Source organism: Chryseobacterium lineare (genome assembly GCF_977014045.1).
Genome location: NZ_CDRNIQ010000001.1, coordinates 1,993,211 through 2,011,899, shown reverse-complemented (window position 1 = coordinate 2,011,899; position 18,689 = coordinate 1,993,211). Strand labels below are relative to the sequence as shown.

General features: G+C 36.8%; 17 protein-coding genes. 10 read left to right on the top strand and 7 right to left on the bottom strand.

Annotated elements, in window-relative coordinates; all coding sequences use genetic code 11:
- Nucleotides 1-9 precede the first annotated feature (9 nt).
- Together ACWNCI_RS08760 and ACWNCI_RS08755 are read left to right on the top strand one after the other, a co-directional pair.
- The gene (locus ACWNCI_RS08760) at nucleotides 10-1,389 is read left to right on the top strand and encodes a RagB/SusD family nutrient uptake outer membrane protein (protein ID WP_449388019.1); all 1,380 of its coding nucleotides are present in this window, start codon (nucleotides 10-12) and stop codon (nucleotides 1,387-1,389) included.
- Nucleotides 1,379-3,838: an alpha/beta hydrolase family protein gene (locus ACWNCI_RS08755; protein ID WP_449388018.1), complete on the top strand. Its 2,460-nt coding sequence runs from the start codon at nucleotides 1,379-1,381 to the stop codon at nucleotides 3,836-3,838. The genes ACWNCI_RS08760 and ACWNCI_RS08755 overlap by 11 nt, the downstream gene beginning before the upstream one ends.
- 29 nt (nucleotides 3,839-3,867) lie before the next feature.
- Here ACWNCI_RS08755 and ACWNCI_RS08750 read toward each other — a convergent pair whose 3' ends face one another.
- The 4 genes from ACWNCI_RS08750 to ACWNCI_RS08735 are packed head-to-tail and all read right to left on the bottom strand — an operon-like array spanning nucleotide 3,868 to nucleotide 6,135.
- Nucleotides 3,868-4,143 carry a DUF6520 family protein gene (locus ACWNCI_RS08750; RefSeq protein ID WP_449388017.1) on the bottom strand — a complete coding sequence of 92 codons (276 nt, stop codon included), beginning with the start codon at nucleotides 4,141-4,143 and terminating at the stop codon, nucleotides 3,868-3,870.
- A 26-nt stretch (nucleotides 4,144-4,169) separates the two neighbouring features.
- The gene (locus ACWNCI_RS08745; protein WP_449388016.1) at nucleotides 4,170-5,696 is read right to left on the bottom strand and encodes a MauE/DoxX family redox-associated membrane protein; all 1,527 of its coding nucleotides are present in this window, start codon (nucleotides 5,694-5,696) and stop codon (nucleotides 4,170-4,172) included.
- 18 nt (nucleotides 5,697-5,714) lie between these two features.
- On the bottom strand, nucleotides 5,715-5,882 hold the full coding sequence (locus tag ACWNCI_RS08740) for a hypothetical protein (protein ID WP_449388015.1): 168 nt from the start codon (nucleotides 5,880-5,882) through the stop codon (nucleotides 5,715-5,717).
- 10 nt (nucleotides 5,883-5,892) lie between these two features.
- On the bottom strand, nucleotides 5,893-6,135 hold the full coding sequence (locus tag ACWNCI_RS08735) for a hypothetical protein (RefSeq protein WP_449388014.1): 243 nt from the start codon (nucleotides 6,133-6,135) through the stop codon (nucleotides 5,893-5,895).
- A gap of 277 nt (nucleotides 6,136-6,412) precedes the next feature.
- Between ACWNCI_RS08735 and ACWNCI_RS08730 the strand changes: the two genes are divergently transcribed.
- Together ACWNCI_RS08730 and ACWNCI_RS08725 are read left to right on the top strand one after the other, a co-directional pair.
- The gene (locus ACWNCI_RS08730; protein WP_449388013.1) at nucleotides 6,413-8,116 is read left to right on the top strand and encodes a helix-turn-helix domain-containing protein; all 1,704 of its coding nucleotides are present in this window, start codon (nucleotides 6,413-6,415) and stop codon (nucleotides 8,114-8,116) included.
- Nucleotides 8,117-8,161: 45 nt separating this feature from the next.
- Nucleotides 8,162-9,007, top strand: coding sequence for an RteC domain-containing protein (locus ACWNCI_RS08725; protein ID WP_449388012.1), 846 nt, complete (start codon nucleotides 8,162-8,164; stop codon nucleotides 9,005-9,007).
- A 44-nt stretch (nucleotides 9,008-9,051) separates the two neighbouring features.
- Here ACWNCI_RS08725 and mobC read toward each other — a convergent pair whose 3' ends face one another.
- The 3 genes from mobC to mobA form a co-directional block, all read right to left on the bottom strand.
- Nucleotides 9,052-11,052 (bottom strand): conjugal transfer protein MobC, encoded by a 2,001-nt coding sequence (gene mobC / locus ACWNCI_RS08720; RefSeq protein WP_449388011.1) that lies wholly within the window; start codon nucleotides 11,050-11,052, stop codon nucleotides 9,052-9,054.
- Nucleotides 11,053-11,144: 92 nt separating this feature from the next.
- Entirely contained in the window at nucleotides 11,145-12,416 is a 1,272-nt protein-coding gene (mobB, locus tag ACWNCI_RS08715; protein WP_449388010.1) for a conjugal transfer protein MobB, read from the bottom strand.
- Between the two features lies 1 nt (nucleotide 12,417).
- Nucleotides 12,418-12,852, bottom strand: a complete 435-nt coding sequence (gene mobA / locus ACWNCI_RS08710) for a conjugal transfer protein MobA (RefSeq protein WP_449389488.1) — start codon at nucleotides 12,850-12,852, stop codon at nucleotides 12,418-12,420.
- A 625-nt stretch (nucleotides 12,853-13,477) separates the two neighbouring features.
- Between mobA and ACWNCI_RS08705 the strand changes: the two genes are divergently transcribed.
- From ACWNCI_RS08705 to ACWNCI_RS08680, 6 genes are all read left to right on the top strand, one after another.
- Nucleotides 13,478-14,245: a ParA family protein gene (locus tag ACWNCI_RS08705; protein WP_449388009.1), complete on the top strand. Its 768-nt coding sequence runs from the start codon at nucleotides 13,478-13,480 to the stop codon at nucleotides 14,243-14,245.
- A gap of 4 nt (nucleotides 14,246-14,249) precedes the next feature.
- Entirely contained in the window at nucleotides 14,250-14,645 is a 396-nt protein-coding gene (locus ACWNCI_RS08700; protein ID WP_449388008.1) for a DUF3408 domain-containing protein, read from the top strand.
- A 9-nt stretch (nucleotides 14,646-14,654) separates the two neighbouring features.
- A complete protein-coding gene (locus ACWNCI_RS08695; RefSeq protein ID WP_449388007.1) occupies nucleotides 14,655-15,323 on the top strand; it encodes a hypothetical protein in 669 nt (222 codons plus the stop codon).
- 190 nt (nucleotides 15,324-15,513) lie between these two features.
- Nucleotides 15,514-15,819, top strand: a complete 306-nt coding sequence (locus ACWNCI_RS08690; RefSeq protein WP_322924914.1) for a DUF4134 domain-containing protein — start codon at nucleotides 15,514-15,516, stop codon at nucleotides 15,817-15,819.
- A 10-nt stretch (nucleotides 15,820-15,829) separates the two neighbouring features.
- A complete protein-coding gene (locus ACWNCI_RS08685; RefSeq protein ID WP_449388006.1) occupies nucleotides 15,830-16,162 on the top strand; it encodes a DUF4133 domain-containing protein in 333 nt (110 codons plus the stop codon).
- A complete protein-coding gene (locus ACWNCI_RS08680; protein WP_449388005.1) occupies nucleotides 16,159-18,669 on the top strand; it encodes a TraG family conjugative transposon ATPase in 2,511 nt (836 codons plus the stop codon). The genes ACWNCI_RS08685 and ACWNCI_RS08680 overlap by 4 nt, the downstream gene beginning before the upstream one ends.
- The last annotated feature ends 20 nt before the right edge of the window (nucleotides 18,670-18,689 follow it).

Sequence of the window (18,689 nt, the reverse complement as noted above, 5' to 3'; positions counted from 1 at the left end):
ACAATTATCATGAAGAATACAATTATAAAAAAGATAGTGCTTACACTCGCTGTATTGCTTTGTTACAGTTCTTGCGAAAAGCTTGTTGAAGTTGATCTTCCTATCAACCAGCTTACAACCAGCCAGGTATTTGAGTCAACCAGTACTGCCGAGGGAGCACTTTCGGCATTATACGCTGAAATGCAGTCTTTCTCTATTATTGCAGGTGGCTCTACCGGTGCAGGAGGTTTATTAGGAAGCTATACCGATGATCTGGACGGATATGATGTTTATTCTAATAATGCATCTATGGATTTGTTCAATAATATTCAAAACGCTTCCAATACCACTGTAAAGCTGGTTTGGGGAAATGGTTACAGGCAAATTTATATGGCTAATGCTATTATTGAAGGGTTGGAAAAGTCTTCAGGTATACCTGAGAAAGATAAAAGCAGAATTAAAAGCGAGGCTATTTTTATCCGGTCATTAATCTATTACTACCTCACTGAAATTTTTGGTAACCTTCCTTATACAACATCAACTGATTATTCCATCAACCAGTCACTTTCAAAACTAAGCAGTACCGAGATCCTGCAACGTATATCCCAGGATCTTTCGATAATTAGTCCATTTCTTGATATCGAATACCGAAATGCTGAAAGGATTTATATCAATCGAAAAACTGTTGATTTATTGAGGGCGATTGTCTATGTGAGGTTAAAACAATGGAACACGGCAGAGAATTTACTTACGGGTATTACGACCTCTCCATTGTACAGTTTTCCTCAGGATCTTACAAAGACATTTAAGAAAGACGGGAAGCATATCTTATGGCAGCTCAAGCCTATTTACGCCAATACCGCTACACCAGAAGCATCCTTATACAATTTCTCTTCAGGTGTACCCAGATATTATGCGGCCTCAGAAAATCTACTTGCCATCTTTTCCCCTACAGATCAAAGAAAAACATTCTGGATGTCTCATGTGGTAAACGGTTCTAAAACCTATTATAAAGTCAATAAATACAAAACAATAACATCCAATAGTGATGAGTATTCTATCGTATTCAGATTACAGGAAGCTTATCTGCTTCTGGCAGAATCCCTTGCACAGCAAAACAGAATTCCTGAGGCTGTCCATTATCTCAATGTCATTCGTAGCTTATCAGGATTGGGTAATATTTCAAACACAATTTCAAAAGATGTAGTATTAGAGGAGATCCTTGCAGAAAACAGAAGAGAATTCTTTTCAGAAAGAGGGATTCGGTTTCTGAGCTTAAAGCGTAATGGAAAACTCAATATACTCAGTCAATCCAAACCCAACTGGAAAAACTTTCACTCGATATGGCCGATCCCGGTATCTGAACTGGCCCTTAACCCATCTTTAAACCCGCAGAACAATGGCTATTAATATAATGAGACAGCTATTTTTATTTCTTTTCCTTTTGCCATTAATAGTATTGGCTCAGGGAAATTCAACGACATTTCAAATTCCAGATAAACTTAGAAACCATCAGTTTGGTATTGCTGCACCACAATTGTCGGCAGACAGCAGATTTGTTATTTTCAATAAATCATATGAACAGAATAAAGATACGCTGGTCGTAGTTGATACAAAAGACAAAAAGGCGACTATCCTACAGTTTCCCAATAGCCATTCGGCTCGTTTTACTAAATCAGGTTATTTATTTTTCGCAAGTGGTGCCGACGCAGTGCTCATGAAACTGCCTTCAAAAAAAAATGTACTATGGAAAGAGGTTAGTTCTGCTTATTATCTGGCAAAGTTTAATCAATTGATCATCAGAAAAAATGATTCATTAGTGATCAATGATGAACAAGGTGGAGTAGTACGTAGAATAGCAGGGGTAATTAATAGTACCTTCAGAGACGGGGACTTTTATTATGTGACCAAAGAGAAGGATCAGTATAGGCTATGGTCTCTTGGAAAAGATTCTTCTTTGTTGCTGCATAGTTCAGCACAACCTTGGTTAAGTGTCAAGTGGATCTCAGAAAACTCTTTTATTATCTATGAAAAACATCAGTCAGGCTATAAAATTTTTTACCATGATACCGCGGGGCATATAACTAAGGAATTCATAGGTGATGGTGAAAAAGATATAAAGTCAGTGGTTATGGCTCCTGTTAGGATCGACAGCGAAAATATTTTGCTTAACCTGACCTTTCAGGCCGGTCCAAAAGATAAAAATGCAGTAGAAATATGGTACGGAAATGATAAAAAAATCGATAAAAGGTTTTTTGATGATGCGGAGCATAAAATTATGATCTGGAATCATCAGACAGGAAAGATAACAGCAGTCCAGGATAAGAAACATAGTCATGCTTTTTATGTAGGGAGCTCGAAGTTTTTACTTTCTTACGATCTTTATCAACATAAAGATTTCATTAAAGAAGCCTTTGGATATTCCATATCCAGGTATGACATTAACCTGCAGAAACATGATTTTCTGGTGGAAACAGGAGCTGTTATCTATACAGATCCCTTGGGAAAATATGTATTAACTCCAAAAGACGGACAATGGCTTCTTGTCAGTATTGATGATGGAGATAAAAAAGTTATCCCCGTTAAATCTGAAAGAAGAGCCTACTTTTCTCAGGACTCTAAAGTGATACTCTTTGAAAATGAAGGCAGCCTTGAGGTCTATACTATTTCCTTAGGAAGGCATCAGGTTATAAAGCTTCCGGAAGGTTTTCGAAGTAAACTTATTAATGGGGAGCAAGTTCCTATTAGCTTTGGTTCGCCTATTTATAAAACTTCTTTTCCTGATGATAAAGAGGTTTTGCTTCATCTTTGGAAAAAAGAAGATAATACGAATGCTATAGCTTCTTTTAATGGGAAAACCATCAACCTTATTGTGCCTCCTACTGGGGATTATATTTCAGAGATGTTTGATTATTCGTCGCGATCACAATTTTTATTTGTAAGAAGCAATATCAACAAGCCTCCTCAGATATGTCTGAAGCAAAAGGATGAAAAAATCTTATACAACAGTGTAAGGCAAGATCATAAAGCTTTGAAAATCAAATCTGAATGGATATCGTCAAAAAATGAAAAGGGAATCGATTTAAAAGGAGTATTGATTTATCCTGTTAATTTTGATAAAAACAAAAAGTATCCTATGGTGGTTTCAATCTATGAAAGTCAGAGATCTGAAAGCAATCAGTACCTTGTTGATGGTATGTTTGGAAGTACGGAAGGAATTAACAGTAGGTATCTGGTTGAAAATGATTATTTTGTTTTTCTTCCCGAAATTGTCTTTGATGAACGGGGACCAGGTCGGTCTGCTTTGGACTGTGTTGAAAGTTCTATAAATGCTTTAAAAAGATATGGCTTTATTGATTTTAAGAAAGTGGGCTTAATCGGACATTCCCATGGAGGTTATGAAACCAATTTTATTGCTACACAATCCGATACATTTGCGGCTTATGTGGCGGGCGCAGCCAATAGTGATTTGGTACGATCATATCATTCATACAACTATTTGTGGAATGGACCTTTTTACTGGCAGTTTGAAGGCGGGCAATACAGAATGCCGGGGGATTTTGCAAACCATAAAAGTCTGTACATTGATAACAGCCCAGTATATTATGCGGAGAAAGCCAAATCACCAATTCTTCTTTGGACAGGTAAAAAAGATGAAAACATAGACTGGCAACAGACGATGGAGTTTTATTTAGCCCTGCGAAGGAATAAAAGGCCGGTGATTGCTCTTTTTTATCCCGATGACGACCACAGTTTGCAGAAAATTGAAAACAGGGTAGATCTTTATTCAAGGATTTATCAGTGGTTTGATTATCATTTGAAGAATAAGGGTTCTAAATGGATCTCCCAAATGAATTAAAAAAGGATGCCTTTTGGCATCCTCTTTTTTTAGTTAGCAACGCTATGTTTAAGTATATTAGGGCAGCTGGTGCCGTTAAATATACGCAGAGCTTCTGTTCCCGGTCCTGAAACGGTACAATCAAAGGCTCCGTTGTTGTCACAGAACTTGGACATGGGCTGACATTGTTCCACTTCATTGGGGCGAAACAAATAACCCTGGATATCAACTGAATTGGAATTCTTTTTTGTGGTGGAAGCAAATGCACTTCCTACTCCTACTGTAGCAATTACTAATGGTAAAATTGCTGATCTTAATTTTTTCATGATATTTTGATGTTAAAAATTATTGCCTACTCTGTTTTATGGTTTTTCGGCTTAACCCCATTCATCCCATCCGTAAGTGGTTTGCGTAGTTTGTAACGGATAAGATCATTTCCGACCAGAGCAAAAAGATACCGATCGGTTACAAGCATATGAGACAGTGATTTACCGCCGCGGTGCTGTACATAAAAACTGCCCCAATATTGAGAAGGATTAATTTTATACACATCGATGATTGAGGATGACTTCCAGCTTTCATTACGCTCATATTTTCCCTTTAACCCTGATCTGTTAAAAATAAGTCCATGGTGTAAAGTTGTAGACTGATTAATTACCTGGGTGGGCTTGCTGATTTTAATTGCACCATCCTTTAATTTTACCGTTTCCACTTTGGAAATCGAGGTCGTATCGATTGTATTGATAATGCCTACGAGATTAAGTTTATTGTTAATTTTCAAAATTTGATTTCGGTAGAAATAAATGTAGTAGAGCTCATTTACATCCTGATCAGCTAGAATTTTTCCATCTGCGTCGAAATTGTTTTTAGATGATAAAATATTCTTATTTAATTTTACCTTAGGCTCATCGTTAAGATTTAACAATCCCAACACATTATTGGTACTTTGATTTTCTTGTGTCCTTATGGCAAAATGTAAAGAATCTAATATGTGAATTTGGCTGAAAAAGGCATCCTCAAAACTAATTGTCTTTAGTCTTATCGCAGAATCTGATATAGATCCTTTATAAATTATAGGAATACTTCCGTCAAAGCCGTACAGCTTTTTGCCAAATATTTGATAAGTTAAAGATTTAAACCTGAAATGACCTTCCGGAATAATCATGATTTGTTTTGTAGCTGTTAAGCTTTTATCCAACTTTAAGATTTGGAATGGTGATGTAGTATTACCTAAGTAAATAGAATCCCCATTAATTCCCGCAAAATAATAGGAATCAACTCCAAGATCAAGAACATTTTCCTGAATAATAGGATGATTTAGAAATCTTCTGGTGAAATTATTCTCTTTTTTAATAATATATTCTGATGAATAGAAAAGATAAATAACAACTGCGGCACTTAAAATACCAGTACCTGCCATAAATGAAAGCCGGAAAGCAACTTTCTTAAATGCATTGGATTTAATATCCGAATCTTTTATCATGAAAATTGCTAATCCTGCCAATATGCAGGTTGCAATGTTAAAAATCAGATGTGTTTTCCATCCCATATTTTCCAATATGCCACCGCATGAACACGGAATAAACTCACTGTAATAAAGTATAAGGTAGATATATACACTAAAGGCGATCATCATACTGAAAGATGCAAAAAGACCGAATATTCGACTTGTGTTTAAGCTTAGCAATCCAGCAATCACTAATTCAATGATTATTACGCCATACGAGATACTGTCGGCATAAGCGCTTAATAATGGTGATTGAGCAATCTGTACTTGAAAGTTTTCAAAATCAAGCAGTTTACTTATGCTTGCATATACAAACAACAAGATAAAGAAGTAGCTTACAATAGTAGGGATTATCAGAGAAAAATTTTTCATGGCTTGTTATTTTTGGTTTTAACAGACCTGTACCAGTCTCCATTTGATTTTCCATCCGCAATATTCAGGCATTGGCTCCCCTTTGGAAAGGGTTATGGTAGTCTTGAAATTCCCCATACTTTCCCAGATGCCACTCTTTGGACATGGTAAGCCTGTAACAACTGATATAGAGGTATGAGGAATCATAGTTCTATCTTTAGTTTTTCTGCTTAGTAAGCCGCCAATTATCGCCGTCTCTTACAGGAGGATCTTTTGTTTCGGGGTCTTCAATCGCCTCTATGGATTTAGCGGAATCCTGTTTCATGATCAAACCGTTTATTGTAGGTTCTGGTTGTTCAATCTTTTCATTATTTGATATTATATCATCATCTCGATGGGTGCAGTTTTGTAGAGAAACTACTCCGATCACTATACTAAAAAATGGGATAAACTTTTTCATTGTAATAATTTTAATTTGGTTATCCCGGCCGGTTTATATTAGAATTCTGATGTCAAAATTATCCGGCTTATGAGGCAAAAAAAACTGTTCGATGACTCTATTTTAAAATTGATACGTATCAATTTTAAAATTAACACATCTGAAGAAGTGGTATAAATATTTGATTTACAGTGTTTTAATTTTGTTTTGTGATTGATGGTGGTCAAGTCCTTAAATTTTGATTTATTTAAAACATAAATGATTATTTTTGAGATGGTGAGGTTCTAAATATCAGTCTATGAAAAAGTTTTATTACTTTCTCGTCTTATTTTCTGCTTTTTCACATTTTTTATTTTCACAAAAGAAAGAGGAAAGAACTTACAGTGAAATCAGAAAACCGTATGAAAAAATGACCATAGATGACATTAACGCAATGCCCTATGTAAAACTGTATATCCAGAAAGCAAAAAAAGAAAATAACTTTTCAAAGCTTATTCAAGGGTATAGAGACGGAAGACAGTTCGACTACAAAAACAAAATGAAGTATGCTGACAGTGCACTGACCGTCAGCTTGAATCATGGAACCCATGATGATATAAGTAAAGAATACTTAAGCAAGGGGATTATCTACTATTTTTATCAGAAAAAATATAAGCTGGCTTTAAATGAATATCTGAAAGCCTATTCCTACTTGAAGGGCTCAAAAGATGAATACCATTACTATAAAGTCCTTTACCATTTAGGAATTGTCAAAGGTCATTTGGGCTATTATGACGAAGCAATGAATCACTTTCTTAAATGTACTTCGTATTACAGGTCGAAGCTGGATGAAAACTATCATGAGAATGAAAAGTTTAATTACGAAAAGGCTTATCTCAACTGCTTACATCAATTGACTGTACTTAACAGATATCTGAATAACTTTAACAAAAGCGACAGTTTAAGTATGTTGGGTTATCGGTTAACTGCCAATAACAGCGATTTTGCATTGGAAAAAAGCTATTTTCTAAAATGCATCGGAATTTCCAGATATCACAAAAAAGATTACAACGGTGCACGGAACCAATTGCAACAATCCTTACCCGCTATTCTCAAAAGAAACGATTTTGCCTGGGCTTCTGTCGTATATTATTACCTGGGAAAAACCTATGAAGTTCAAAATGACATTGATCGTGCGGTAGAATGCTATAAAAAGATAGACTCTATTTTTAATCAGCATGATTTTATACTTCCGGAGGTATATAAGAGTTATCATTATCTCATCGATAATTATAAAAATAAGGATGTCAACAAACAACTGTATTATACCAATCAGCTTTTAAAAGCGGACAGTTTAATCAGCAAAGATTTCCCTTATTTATCTTCAAAGCTTCATAAGGACTTCGACCGAAAGACCTTAATTGACGCAAAAGAAGAAATAGAGAAGTCCAGCAGTAAAAAAATTGTAATAGCTCAGATATTAATTGCGTCGGGCAGTGTAGTCCTGGGCTTTTTGGTGCTGCGGCACAGAAAGGATCAAAAGATCAAAAAACAATACGACCTTCTCCAGAAGAGGATAGCTGATGGAACTTATAATATCAATGATATTTTAAAAGACGAATTGACAGAGTTTCCAATAAGAAAGACTTCTCTTACCCCCGAAATGACCGCGGAGATCAGAGAAAAGCTTAAGCGGTTTGAGCAGGAAGAACAATTCAGGAAGAAAGGGATTACACAGAAAAGTATTGCCTTAAAGTTAGGAACCAATTCCCATTATCTTTCTGTATATATTAATGAGCAAAAGGGAATGAATTTTAATAAATACATGGCTGAACTGCGTATTAATTATATAACGAATTTACTCAACACGAACAGCAAATATTTAAACTATACTATTGAAGCTTTAGCTGAGGAATGCGGCATTGCTGCCCGCCAGAACTTTTCAAATTTATTTTTCGATATCAATGGTATCCGACCTACAGATTATATAAAGAATCGAAGAAAGGAACTGGGTATTAGTTGATTACATCATGCATTATGGATTTTTTGTAAATTCCTGAAAAAAGACATGGTAACAAAAACAATTTTTAAAAGAACTTCACAATTATTGGAAGCTCTCGATGTAAAGATTAACGAAGTCTATGACGACGGAAATGATCTGATCAAAATTTCAGAAAAGGCTTTACTCATTATCGATGAGGCAATACGGAAATTGAAACTTCTGGTTTCCAACCATCAATTTGATCATATTGCCGAGGAAGTACTTTTTTTTAAGAAGCTCAAACCACAGTTTATCTCTAAATTTATTTATTACTCTGCTGTACTGGACATTGAGTCTCATAAACCGGCCGCAGGGAATAAGACACTAAAAAAATACTACGAAGCAGAGCAGGAGAAACTAAAAAACTTTTATGTGGAACATTCTGAGTTTTACAGCTATTATAAACGCGAAGCGACTTATCTGGACCATAAAATATTTGTACGTAACTCGTATGATCTGAAAATGAAGCTATCATCTGGTTTTTACAACTACGATCCCAATTTTACCACATCTCATGACCATTTGATCGCCAGATTTATTTCCAATGAGCAATTTGACCAATATTTGAAAAAACAGATTGACGGTTCGAATGACCAGATAACAGCAAAAATATTCTCTCCCCTGACTTGGTCGGGATCAAAGGTTGGCCTTATAGAGCTTACCTATGCGCTTTACCAGATGCGTTGTTTTAACGGCGGTAATATAGAATTAAGCGAAGTGATAAAAGTTGTAGAAAAATCATTGGATTGCGATCTTGGTAATTTCCATAAAACCGTATTTGAAATCCGTAACCGAAAGCAAGGCCCTACAAAATTTCTTCAGCTGGTCAGTGATAATCTTAATCAGTATTTTATGAACAGTGATGCAGAGTAATTAAATCAAAACCTCAAATACCTTACGATTTGAGGTTTCACTATTTAATCATTTTTAATTAAGTGCTGTAAGCCGGGATCATTTTTTATTCTGTCCATCTCATTGGTGACAATGCTAAGAATATCTGCCTTAACTCCTTTGTAATTTTCTTCGATTTGTTTGCGCATCTGATCATTTCCGTCTTTATCAGTGAAAGATCGGATGTTTGGTATTTTCTCATAATTTTTCGTTTCCCGAGAAAGCTTAACTGTATCTACAACAATCTCTGAATGAAAGATCTTCTGTTCTATTCTCTCATCAAAGTTATCTGATACGGCGCCGACAAAAAATCCCTGCGTCAAGGTTGAGATTTTAGAAGCAGGAATCAAACTGTCCAACTGGGTAGAGATGGAGGTTGAAGTGTCATTGCGATTGATAGATATACTTTGTCTTTTCTGGAGTACTTTTCCAAAACGTTCTGATAAACTTTTTGCCGTTTCTCCAACTACCTGACCGCTAAAAATATTACCAACTGTATTCTGTATGACCTTACTTTCTTTATCTCCATAGTCTCTGGTCAACTGGGAAAAATCCTGAAATCCCAGACAAACCGAAACCTTATTGCTTCTTGCTGTGGCGATTAAATTATCAAGCCCCCTAAAATAAATAGTTGGCAGCTCATCAATGATTACTGAACTTTTTAACTGTCCTTTTTTATTGATCAGCTTAACAATTCTTGAATTGTACAAACCCAAAGCCGCAGAGTAGATATTCTGACGATCCGGATTATTACCTACGCATAATATTTTTGGTTCTTCGGGGTTGTTGATATCTAAGGAAAAATCATCACCAGTCATTACCCAGTACAATTGAGGCGAGATCATTCGTGATAATGGTATTTTTGCCGACGCAATCTGTCCCTGTAGCTGATCCTGTGCTCCTCCTTGCCATGCGTCCATAAAAGGGGAGAGATAGTTTTCCAATTCCGGGTAAGAGGTTAAAATTGTAAAAACGTCCTCATACTTTTTATTCAGCAGTTCAATGGCATGTGGGAAAGTACAATACTTACCGTTCTCATAAATCTTTAAAAACCAGATAATCGCTGCCAACAGAATAATGGGACTTTCAACAAAAAAATCTCCCTGTTTCTGTATCCAGCTTCTATTGAGATTCAACATGATCGTGTATGCAGCTTCATAGGCATCAGATATATCGGTCATAAAATTGGGGTTTAGCGGATTACATCGGTGGCTTTTTCCCGGATCATCAAAATTGATGATATAGAACTTTGGTTTTATTTGATAAGCATCTGAATGCAATAACAGATGATTATAAGCAATGGAAGAAAGGTCATCGAATTTAAAATCGTAAATGTACATGGCGAAGCCTTTTTCGATATGCTGCCTGATGTAATTATTGATCACCGCAAATGATTTTCCCGAACCCGGGGTACCTAATACGATCGTTGCACGGAATGGGTTAACAACATTGATCCAGCCACTGTTCCACTTTCCTCTATAATAAAATTTGGTTGGCAGATTGATTGAATATTCATTTTGAAGAAGTTTGGTCTCCTGCCGGAAACTTTCATTTTCGTTGTTGAACACATCATGCATCAAACTGCTTTTTAAGAGACGGCTCATCCAGACACCAGCCACCATCAAAAGAATATATCCGCAGGCTGTCAGGAAAATATAGAGAAATACGGCGACTGATAATGATAGTTTTAACAGCGGTGCTGAAAAGAAATATAAAAGAATTCCAATGGTTAAAACTACAGATATTTTAGACCATGTTATTTTCTCATTTTTAACCCCTTTGGTTCCTAGACAGCTTAGAGCGAGCAGTACAAAAGAAAAGAGCTTTGAATTGATTGGATGTGAAAAAAGACCGGCTGTCCGATTGAAATTATACAGTATTTTATTAATAATCGCCAATGTCCAACCCAGTTCTTCAAAAAAGCTATAACAAAACCAGTACATATTCATCAGCGTGATAATGATACTCGTTGCCCTCATAAATGCCATAATTTTGGCAAGCCCCCTTAAATCGTCTTCTCCCTGCATTTTTATATTTTTTAGTGCAGAGGAAAAGTAGATTTGTTTAGATATAGTGTAAAAAATTGGCTGTTAAAATAATGATATGGCCATGTAAGTACTTATTTGTTTCTTTTTCGTTTCCTCTTTTTTCTCATTCGGAATTCAAATTCGGTTTCATTGTATTCTACATTTTGTACCTCGGGTAAAAGCCCGCCAAATGCTTCTGTAATTTCAGAAGTATTCTTGTCTGAGAAATCAAACATCGGATGAACATCGACATTTTGATTGTGGTATTCTATGAAGGGACCATTAACCGGCATTTGTTTACTGATAATAGCTGTTTCATGTCGCGGCCTGTTCCAGTATTCATTAAAGGCGTTGGCTGAACATTCTTTTCCTAATTTTGAGCCGTTCCACACTGTTTTGGAACGGTGGTCGATGAAAGTCATGCCATAAATTCTTCCTTGGTCATTTCTGCGAATCACCGTGTCAATTCCTTTTTCCACAAGACTGTTTTTAAAACTTTCTATATTTTTTGAGGCTTTCAAAACATCTATAATTTCAGATTTCAATGTACTTTTAATACTGTTTGTCATTTCAGTTTTACAGGTATCAAATCGTCTTTCCAAAGCTAATATTCCTGTGTTTTTTCCAAACAGGGAAGATTTGAAGGGGTTTCCGGCTTTTTTCCCTTGACTGTCTAAGGGAAAATAGAGAAGCCCTTTACACGGATTCCCATGTAAGTTTCCTTCGACTTTTTCCACCGTTATATTAAATAACGATAGGAGTGCATTGTATTCGCCTAATGACTGAAATTGGTAATGTTCCGGTAAATATCGTATCACTGATGCGATCTGGCTTTTTATATTTCCGGCCATATAATTGACGGACTTATACATTTTATCATTTTTTATACTTTCCTTTTTTGATGCGTCTGCCAAGCCAAATTTTTTCTCCAGTTTCCTGCAAACTTTCATGGATCGAATTTTCTCAAACTTGTCAGAAATTTTTTTTCCGTTTTCATCTACACAAACTGAAACGATATGAATATGAGTACGGTCTATGTCCGTATGCTTAAAAACTACAAAGGGCTGATTTCCATATCCCATCTCATCCATGTATTGCTGTGCGATTTGCCTAAACTGTTCATCTGAGACCTGGTCTTTCGGATCAGGATTAAGAGAAATATGTAGTGTATGTTTTTCAGTGTTTTGATTTACTAATAAATTAGGTTCAAAAGACTTCGCCAATTGGCTAACTGAATATTTTCCGTCGGGTGTTTCTATCATATTGCGGGTCAGTATGATTTCTCCTTTTTCCTGTTGTATTTTTAAATTATTATAGGATAAAACGCCAAAAAGATTGTTGCTATGTCCAATTTTAGCGATCATATTAGTCTGTATTTTTTATATAATGCCGATTGAATTCCTCAGTAATCTCGATCACTTTTTTGAATATGTCCACCATTTCAACTGCGTTTTTTTCAAGCTTATATAAAAGTCCGGCTGCTTTTTTTTCAGAAAAGGTAGTGTATAACATCTTAACAATCTGGTTATAATTGATCCCTACAGCCCGAAACTGGCTGTGAAAAGATGTTAAGCGCATATAAAAGTCTATGGTTCCTTTGTCAACTTTTATCGTTTTAATCTTATTTTCAAAAATGCATGAAGTGATGAAGTGGGCTTTAATTTTCATGCCGGATTGCTCAAAGAGACTTAAAAAGCGGACATGTTCTTCTTCATTAAAAGAGATTGAATACCGAATCTTTGCCGGGTCAATCTTAGGACGGCGTCCTGTTTTTTTCTGTTTTTTGTTACTGTCTTCCATCATATTCCATTTTAATTTTAAAACACCGACTTCGGAGGATGTTTCTGCCCCTGCAAGGGCAAGTTGTTTGAAGCAGCTGAATTTATTTCGAGATGCTTAAAACACAACTTGCCCCTTTCGGGTGAAAGGAAATCTCGTCAGTGAAATAGATCAATGCAATCTCTCAATGAAACACTACAATTTCCTAAGGCTCCGCAGTCTCTTGCAAACAAAGTAAGCCACTACAGCTCACATTTACTGTACAGAGAATATTGCCAAAGGCGGACAACTAAAGACAAAATATACCAATTGAAAAACATTGAAATGTAAACAGTATTTATTTGCACCAGATGGATGGCAGTAGCGCCTAATTGCAGATCTGACAGAAATCTTGAACTTTTGAAATCCTGCATTCTTGCAGTCCGGCATGCAAGCCATTCGGATATCATTTGTGAGAGATAGCGATAATACAGTCAATCTGTCATGATAGAAACACAGTATTCATTCAGTACTGATGTAAGCCAGTACATCGGTCAGGAATCTCATCCGGTATTAGCGATAGCCAAATAGCCTGCTTGAAGTCATTACTGCTTAGAAGATTGCACCCGTTCATCCCATCAAATATGTTTAACCAAAAATCAATAAAATGAAATCAAAAAAACAACCCACAGTTATTGCATTTTCAACTCAAAAAGGAGGAGTAGGAAAAAGCACCTTTACAACACTCATTGCAAGTCTTCTTCATTATCAAAAGGGATATCAAGTTGCTGTTTTTGACTGCGACTTTCCGCAATACAGTTTACTACAAATGCGAGAACGGGACCTAAAAATGGTGATGCAGAATGAGACTTTAAAAAAGATGGCTCACAAACAGTTTACGAGTATCAATAAAAAAGCGTATCCCATTTTTCAGAGTAAAACCGATAAGGTTTTAGAAGAAATGGGTGCTTATGTTAACGGCTCAGAGATTATACCCGATGTCATCTTTTTAGATTTACCAGGGACTGTTAATACGGCAGGTATTTTAAGGACCCTTGTGAATGTCAATTATATTTTTTCTCCTATTACTGCGGATCGTGTAGTATTGGAGAGTACGTTAAGTTTTACTGATGTTCTTACCAATGTTTTGATGAAAGAAAATCAAACGGGAATTAAGAGTATTCATTTGTTTTGGAACCAGGTAGATGGAAGAGAAAAATCAATTCTTTACAAAAATTACAGTAAGGTAATTACAGATTTAGGGTTACACCTTATGGAAACAACAATTGCAGACAGTAAAAGATTTCGGAAAGAAGGAGAGTCATTGGCAAAGACTGTCTTCCGTTCGACATTGCTGCCTGCAGATTCTAAGCTGCTAGCTCAATGCAGGCTGGACAAGTTTATAGAGGAATTTTTAAGAATTGTAAAATTATAAGTGTATGGAATATGAAAAAAATAATAGGGAAGATAATGGCATTGATGAGCAATACCTGATGTCCATTATGGCAGGAAGTACAAACAAAAAAGTTCTTGCGCAGACTGATGATCCTCCAACGGAAAAAAGTACAACAAAAAATAGGCTGAAGAATAAGAAGCCCTCAGATGTTAGCTATGTCGAGCAGTTTCTAACCCATCATACGATGACTAAACGGGGTGATAAAAGTATTTATATCCGTCCTGAATATCACGAACGTCTCTCCCGAATTATCCAGATTATCGCCGATGATCAGATTCCTTTGTATGCTTATCTGGATAATATCCTGGCGTATCATTTTGAAATGTTTGAAAAGGAAATCACTGATGATTTCAATAGCAAATACCGACCAATTTTTTAATTATCAAGTATGGAACAGATTATCATAATAGGATTATTAATTGCGATCATTCTGCTGCTGATTGAAAAAAGGTCAAAGAAGCGAAATGACTTTGAGCAGATCGTCAAAAAAAATAAGAAGTCTGACATTTTAATGGGGGAGATAAAAGATGATCAAAGACTTTCATTGCCAATTGATAGCCTTAAAAGCCAGAATCAGTATTTTAATGAGAGCACAGTTATTTTTGAGTCAGAAACCAAAGATGACGAAGTAGCAATCTCTGCTGTAAGCAAAAACTTGGAGGAGCTTTTTGCAAGCAGTTGGGACTTGGGAGATGAAGAAGAAGAAGAAGAAGAAGAAGAAGAAGAAGAAGAAGAAGAAGAAGAAGAAGAGTGGCGCTATGAGCGTGATATAAAAATTGAGAACGGTTTTGCTTCAGGGGTTACCTTTCAGGAATTAAGTACTGTGGGGCGGTTGCTTCAGGACGAAGTTCCGGAGCCCGCTTTGGATAAAGAAGCAGTCAACATTATTCGGAAAATAGATGGAACGGAGCTTTTCAATCTTTTAGAGAACTCATTGGAAGGTGCTACATTGAAGGTTGCCAGACTATTACAACGAAGTAATTCGGAAAATCAGAGCGTTGATACTTCCAGACATAATGATGATGTAAAAGGTTTCGATATTGGGGAATTTGTCTAGGCAGATTCCCTTTTTTTTGATGAATGGCAGAAGTCAATCTGGTATTTTCTATCATTTATTACAAGAAACGGTGTCTTCTGAAGCCAAGTAGGTATGCTCAAAGACAAGAAAAAAATACCTCGTTTTTCCAGAACAAATTTGTTTCCGAAAGCTGCAGAGCGCAGTGTTCCAACAAATTAAAATTCAAGAAATGGAAAAACAAAGAAGAAAATTGCTGTATGCAATTTTAACATTGGTAACATTTAATTCAGTTTTTGCCCAAGGTAATGGTTCAGCGGGAATCAATGAGGCAACACAGATGGTCACCTCTTATTTTGAACCCGCCACCCAATTAATTTATGCTATTGGTGCGGTTGTAGGGCTAATCGGCGGTGTCAAGGTTTACAACAAGTTCAGCAGTGGTGATCCAGACACCAGTAAGACCGCTGCAAGCTGGTTTGGAGCATGTATCTTCTTAATTGTTGCAGCGACAATTCTTCGCTCATTCTTCCTTTAAAATGATGATTATGAATACCTATCATATCAATAAAGGAATAGGGAAGACGGTAGAATTTAAAGGGCTAAAGGCACAGTACCTTTTTATTTTCGCAGGAGGCTTGCTGGGGGTATTGATCTGTGTAATGATTATGTATATGGCTGGGCTCAATACCTATCTCTGCCTGATTCTTGGAGGAGCCAGCAGTGGAATTCTCATCTGGCAGACCTTCTCACTGAATGCAAAATACGGGGAACATGGCTTGATGAAATTGGGTGCACACAGAAAGCATCCAAAATACGTCATCAGTCGAAAGAGTATTTACAGGTATTTGAAAACTAACCGTAAAAGAACAGACCTATGAGAAATTCTTCCAAGGCCGCAACTCTGGAAAGTAAATTTCCACTGTTGGCGATTGAAAATGATTGTATCCTTTCAAAAGACGCTGATGTTACGGTTTGCTTTAAAGTAAGACTCCCTGATTTGTTTACCGTTGCTTCTGCTGAGTACGAAGCAATGCACTCCGCCTGGTTCAAAGCGATTAAAACATTACCTGATTTCACTGTCGTTCACAAGCAGGACTGGTTTATTAAAGAAAATTATACTCCTGATCTTTCGAAAGAAGACCAGAGTTTTCTCTCAAAATCATTTGAAAGGCATTTCAATGAGAGACCGTTTTTAAATCATTACTGCTACCTGTTCATCACGAAAACCAGTAAGGAGAGAATGCGTATGCAGAGCAACTTTTCATCTCTGTGCAAGGGCAAGCTGATTCCAAAAGACATCAAGGACAAAGAAATCATCAATCGCTTTCTTGAAGCTGTTGACCAGCTGGAGCGGATAATGAATGACAGTGGTTATATCCATCTGGAAAGGATGACAGAAGATGAGATATCGGGAACTTCTGAGAAGTCAGGACTACTGGAACAGTATCTGACTCTATCCCGTGAAACCCATCCATCATTGCAGGATATCAAGTTAGGATCTGAAGAAATGCGGATCGGTAATAACCGAATCACTATGCACACCTTATCAGATACTGAGGATCTGCCCGGTACTGTTTCATCGCACAGCCGTTATGAGAAGTTAAGCACCGACCGCAGTGACTGTCTTCTATCATTTGCTTCCCCTGTGGGACTTCTGCTCAGTTGCAATCATATTTATAACCAGTATCTATTCATCGACAACAGCGATGATAATCTTCGCCAGTTTGAAAAATCTGCAAGAAACATGCATTCTCTGGCAAGGTATAGCAGAGCTAATCAAATTAATAAGGAATGGATTGAAAAGTATTTGAATGAAGCCCATTCTTACGGTTTGCAGTCTGTGCGTGCTCACTTCAATGTTATGTCATGGTCTGATAATCCTGCTGAGCTAAAGCAGTTAAAGAATGATACGGGTAGTGCTTTGGCCCTCATGGAATGTAAGCCCCGCCATAATACGACGGATACAGCCACCTTGTATTGGGCCGGAATTCCAGGTAATGCAGCAGATTTTCCAAGTGAAGAAAGTTTCTACACGTTTATTGAACCTGCATTGTGTTTTTTTACAGAAGAAACCAATTACCAGGATTCTCCATCCCCTTTTGGGATCAAGATGGCTGACCGTTTGACCGGCAAGCCTATTCACCTGGATATTTCAGATCTGCCGATGAAGCAGGGGATTATTACGAATAGAAATAAGTTTATTCTCGGACCTTCGGGAAGTGGTAAATCTTTCTTCACCAACCATATGGTACGGCAGTATTATGAGCAGGGCGCTCATGTTCTGTTGGTTGATACGGGAAATTCCTACCAGGGACTGTGTGAACTGATCAGAGGAAAGACGAAAGGTGAGGATGGGGTTTATTTTACTTATACCGAGGATAATCCGATTGCTTTCAACCCATTCTATACCGATGACGGTGTCTTTGACATTGAAAAAAAGGAGAGTATTAAAACACTGATTTTGACTCTATGGAAAAGAGATGACGAACCACCGACACGCTCAGAAGAGGTAGCATTGTCCAATGCAGTAAGTGGATATATTGAAAAAATAAAATCCAATGACCAACATCCGTCTTTCAATGGATTCTATGATTATGTCAAAGACGATTATCAGAAAATACTGGAGCAGAAGAAAGTCAGGGAAAAAGACTTTGATATTGCCAACTTTCTTAATGTGCTGGAACCGTATTACAGAGGCGGTGAATATGACTATCTGCTGAATTCGGAAAAGCAGTTGGATTTGTTATCCAAGCGTTTCATCGTCTTTGAAATCGATGCCATTAAGGATCATAAAATTCTATTCCCAATCGTGACCATTATTATTATGGAAGTTTTTATCAATAAGATGCGAAGACTGAAAGGAATCAGAAAACTGATCCTTATCGAAGAAGCCTGGAAAGCCATTGCCAAAGAGGGGATGGCGGAATACATCAAATATTTATTCAAAACAGTCAGAAAATTCTTCGGGGAAGCGATTGTGGTGACCCAGGAAGTTGACGACATTATCCAGTCACCGATTGTCAAAGAAAGTATTATCAATAATTCCGATTGTAAGATCCTTCTTGATCAAAGGAAGTACATGAACAAGTTCGATGATATCCAGGCAATGCTGGGATTAACGGACAAGGAAAAATCTCAGGTGCTGTCTATCAATATGAATAACGATCCACGAAGATTGTACAAAGAAGTTTGGATTGGACTGGGTGGAACGCACTCTGCGGTGTATGCTACTGAAGTTTCTACTGAAGAATACCTGGCTTATACCACTGAAGAGACGGAAAAAATGGAAGTGATGAATCTTGCATCGGAACTAGACGGCAATGTTGAACATGCCATCAAGCGGATTTCTCTAAAGAGAATCAAATCGAATACAAAAGACCATTAAATCATTTAAAATTTTATAAC

Bases quoted from the DNA above. Each gene is read 5' to 3' on its own strand.
- ACWNCI_RS08760 (WP_449388019.1), top strand. From the start codon at position 10: ATGAAGAATACAATTATAAAAAAGATAGTGCTTACACTCGCTGTATTG.
- ACWNCI_RS08755 (WP_449388018.1), top strand. From the start codon at position 1,379: ATGGCTATTAATATAATGAGACAGCTATTTTTATTTCTTTTCCTTTTG.
- ACWNCI_RS08750 (WP_449388017.1), bottom strand. From the start codon at position 4,143: ATGAAAAAATTAAGATCAGCAATTTTACCATTAGTAATTGCTACAGTA.
- ACWNCI_RS08745 (WP_449388016.1), bottom strand. From the start codon at position 5,696: ATGAAAAATTTTTCTCTGATAATCCCTACTATTGTAAGCTACTTCTTT.
- ACWNCI_RS08740 (WP_449388015.1), bottom strand. From the start codon at position 5,882: ATGATTCCTCATACCTCTATATCAGTTGTTACAGGCTTACCATGTCCA.
- ACWNCI_RS08735 (WP_449388014.1), bottom strand. From the start codon at position 6,135: ATGAAAAAGTTTATCCCATTTTTTAGTATAGTGATCGGAGTAGTTTCT.
- ACWNCI_RS08730 (WP_449388013.1), top strand. From the start codon at position 6,413: ATGAAAAAGTTTTATTACTTTCTCGTCTTATTTTCTGCTTTTTCACAT.
- ACWNCI_RS08725 (WP_449388012.1), top strand. From the start codon at position 8,162: ATGGTAACAAAAACAATTTTTAAAAGAACTTCACAATTATTGGAAGCT.
- mobC (WP_449388011.1), bottom strand. From the start codon at position 11,052: ATGCAGGGAGAAGACGATTTAAGGGGGCTTGCCAAAATTATGGCATTT.
- mobB (WP_449388010.1), bottom strand. From the start codon at position 12,416: ATGATCGCTAAAATTGGACATAGCAACAATCTTTTTGGCGTTTTATCC.
- mobA (WP_449389488.1), bottom strand. From the start codon at position 12,852: ATGGAAGACAGTAACAAAAAACAGAAAAAAACAGGACGCCGTCCTAAG.
- ACWNCI_RS08705 (WP_449388009.1), top strand. From the start codon at position 13,478: ATGAAATCAAAAAAACAACCCACAGTTATTGCATTTTCAACTCAAAAA.
- ACWNCI_RS08700 (WP_449388008.1), top strand. From the start codon at position 14,250: ATGGAATATGAAAAAAATAATAGGGAAGATAATGGCATTGATGAGCAA.
- ACWNCI_RS08695 (WP_449388007.1), top strand. From the start codon at position 14,655: ATGGAACAGATTATCATAATAGGATTATTAATTGCGATCATTCTGCTG.
- ACWNCI_RS08690 (WP_322924914.1), top strand. From the start codon at position 15,514: ATGGAAAAACAAAGAAGAAAATTGCTGTATGCAATTTTAACATTGGTA.
- ACWNCI_RS08685 (WP_449388006.1), top strand. From the start codon at position 15,830: ATGAATACCTATCATATCAATAAAGGAATAGGGAAGACGGTAGAATTT.
- ACWNCI_RS08680 (WP_449388005.1), top strand. From the start codon at position 16,159: ATGAGAAATTCTTCCAAGGCCGCAACTCTGGAAAGTAAATTTCCACTG.